At 61.3% G+C, this 2,605-nt stretch carries 4 protein-coding genes; 1 reads left to right on the top strand and 3 read right to left on the bottom strand.

All coding sequences use genetic code 11. The features are described 5' to 3' along the window. Positions 1 to 76: 76 nt before the first annotated feature. Genes A5789_RS38530 through A5789_RS12220 form a run of 3 tightly spaced genes read right to left on the bottom strand, consistent with a single transcriptional unit; the run spans position 77 to position 1,237 of the window. On the bottom strand, positions 77 to 418 hold the full coding sequence (locus tag A5789_RS38530; RefSeq protein WP_195064002.1) for a helix-turn-helix transcriptional regulator: 342 nt from the start codon (positions 416 to 418) through the stop codon (positions 77 to 79). Then, on the bottom strand, positions 415 to 930 hold the full coding sequence (locus A5789_RS12225) for a DUF6879 family protein (protein WP_064906794.1): 516 nt from the start codon (positions 928 to 930) through the stop codon (positions 415 to 417). The genes A5789_RS38530 and A5789_RS12225 overlap by 4 nt, the downstream gene beginning before the upstream one ends. Next, positions 899 to 1,237 carry a hypothetical protein gene (locus A5789_RS12220; protein WP_064906795.1) on the bottom strand — a complete coding sequence of 113 codons (339 nt, stop codon included), beginning with the start codon at positions 1,235 to 1,237 and terminating at the stop codon, positions 899 to 901. The genes A5789_RS12225 and A5789_RS12220 overlap by 32 nt, the downstream gene beginning before the upstream one ends. A gap of 217 nt (positions 1,238 to 1,454) precedes the next feature. Here A5789_RS12220 and A5789_RS36525 point away from each other — a divergent pair, with 217 nt between their 5' ends. Beyond that, positions 1,455 to 1,769, top strand: a complete 315-nt coding sequence (locus tag A5789_RS36525) for a hypothetical protein (protein ID WP_155525982.1) — start codon at positions 1,455 to 1,457, stop codon at positions 1,767 to 1,769. The last annotated feature ends 836 nt before the right edge of the window (positions 1,770 to 2,605 follow it).

The following is a 2,605-nucleotide window of genomic DNA, read 5'->3' as shown; positions in this document are numbered from 1 at the left end:
TCGTCGGTCCTTCCTGCCGAGCCATCAGGCTCGACTCATCGGACCGAGATCAGATCCACCGGAACACCGACAGTCCCTATCCGCGCAGAATCCGTGCTTCGGCTTCCGCTTTGAGGAATGTGTTTTGCCTGCGCTTCGTGCCAGTACCTAGAACCTTCTGCCACTCCAGATACGCAGTGTCGATATTGCGGCGGGTAGCGGTAAGGTCTGCTAATTGGTCTGGCGCGCTGCAATCTCGGCAGTACGCGGCGAGGTCGTCTATAGACGGCAGGATTCTGCCGTACTCGATTTTTGAAACCTTGCTCGGATGCCAGTCGTTAAGCCGAGCTAACGCGGCACCCGATAAGCCAGCGGTAAAGCGAATCTCCCGGAGTCTGGCCCCGAGAGATTCGCGTTGCTGGTTGATTGAACCTGTCACCGAACGATGTACTCGCGGTACGGAGTGGCGAGTGACCACAACCGTTGTTTGAGCCGTCGGCAATGCTCGACAATCCCGGTATCCGTGGTCAACGCCGCGCCGTCTGCGGCACGTCCGTTCTCGTCTACCAGGTTGAACACCACCCGGTTGTCATCCAACAGCCAGAAATCATCTGATGGCACCTCCCCAGCCTCATGCCGGGGTAGGTACCGGATGTCTTCCCCGGCACCGGCGTTCAGCTCTGTAACCGCCAGAGAGAACCGGGTGTAGTCCGTGTGCGGCACCGTGACGACACGTACCCGAGTGACGGCTACGCCCCGGCCGGTGGTGTCCTTCACCAGCTGTAGCCACGGCTCGAACCACGCATAATCGTCCTGCTCTCCGTCGAGGTACTTCCGGAACGGGGCGGACTCATCGGCTACCGCGTAAGCGTCCCGGACCTCGAGGTGGAATGCCTCCCGGCGACAGTCGCCGAATAGCTCAGGCCACGGATTGCCGTGTAGCAGTTGCACCGTAGAACGTCCTCTCTGTCTTCGGCACCTCGATTGCCGTCTCGTCGTCGGCTAGGTCGAGCTGTGCCAGTGTCTCAGTGTCGCTGATCGGTCGGCCGGTGAGCCGGAACGTTCCCCGGCCGGTATCGGTCATCGGTGCTCCGATGAACGTGTCTGGTTCGAGGAACCCGAGCAACTTGTGTGGAAGCTCCACCGTGCCGGGGGTTTCGGTCCGCCAGGCTTGAACCACATACCCGTGTTCGTGAGAGAGCAGGGTGGGGCAGTTTCCGCCGGTGCTTCCGCACTTGCCGAGAAAACGTAGCTTCATCACGGTTACCTCCGTTGAGACGTGCACCAAGTTGCACTACGACTCTCGATTGTGGCTCGAAGGTGGCCGTGATGCACTGGGAATCGTTTCCCTGTGCACGGTTGTGCACGGTTGTAGACCCCGGCTCGCCTCGGTTCCTACGGTTCTGACCAAGCCCCGGCACCGGACCGAAACCGACTTCTCCGGTGCCGGGTGCCCTACCACTTCGGGAGGAACCGTGAAGCACTATCTGATCAAGGTTCATTGCTGCGGCGAGCGGTGGATTATCCATGCTCCGGGGCTTCAGTTGTGGACCACAACGAACAATCGACGTTCGATCGAACCTGTTGCGAGAGCGATGGTTTCGGATGCAACGCGAACACCATTGGCAGGGTTCGAGGTGGACTTGTCGGCCGGTCGGGTGCTCGGTTCGGAAGATGAGTTCACGATGGCTGAATCGTTCGCTCAGCGGTGGATACAGTCCGCTTGGCGGGTCGGGTGCAACGACGCTCGGGCGTTCGGTCCGGGGGAGCGTGAGCGGGCCGGACTGTGACCGGTCCGGACCCATGCCCGTTCGAACTCGATACGGCCCAGCCGCGCCCGGCCGGTGTTCCGGCACTGGTATTCAACCTTCGGTTACACGAGGGGCACGGCTGCGGCACGGAGGAGCGTCTCCGCCGTATCTGCGAGGAACGTGGACTACTCCGCAAGCAGTGACGGACCCCCGGACAGAGCTAACGCTCTCCGGGGGTTTCGTGTGATTGCCCAAACCGGTTGCGCCGGTGGACAACCGGGAATCGTGCGGCTCGGTGCCGAGCGGTGAGGATGACTGTTGCCATCGCCACCGCCGAAACGGTGGCTAGATGGCCCGTAGACGGGCGAACACCGCCCGGACGGGGAGTTGTGCCGATTCCGGGGTTACGGCTCTCAGAATCGATAAATTCCGGGGCGGTGGACACAGATACATGCTCTGACCTGCGCTGATGGCTCAGCCGGCCATTTGCCACACCTGGTCTGACCTGCGGTTATGCGTAAGCAAGTATTTTTGAGTCCGAGCCGGTTGGCTGCGGGCGACACGCCCGGCGGACTACCCCCGCGCGCGGGAGACCGAGTGAACGTGTGCGCGTACGCACGCGAATAAGAGATATATACAAACAACCAACGGCGACGTTAGAGACCTGCCGGGGCAACCGGTTTCAGTCCGGCGAGCCGGTTGAGTCCAGCAGGATGGTGTATGGCCGGACGCCAGCAAAGTGCGGGCGTGTCGTAGCCGGATAGGGGGTGGTCACCGCGTGATCCTTCAAAAGACCGGCAAGTCACTTGAAGGAAAGAAAGTTCACGCGATGACCTCTGTCCAGCCTATCGACCCGTCCAAGATGCTGTCGGACC

It is taken from the genome of Nocardia sp. 852002-51101_SCH5132738 (assembly GCF_001665695.1).
Lineage (GTDB): Bacteria > Actinomycetota > Actinomycetes > Mycobacteriales > Mycobacteriaceae > Nocardia > Nocardia nova.
This window is presented reverse-complemented; position numbering and strand designations above follow the sequence as displayed.

Coding starts and splice junctions, on each gene's coding strand:
- A5789_RS12220 (WP_064906795.1), bottom strand. CDS start 1,237: ATGAAGCTACGTTTTCTCGGCAAGTGCGGAAGCACCGGCGGAAACTGC.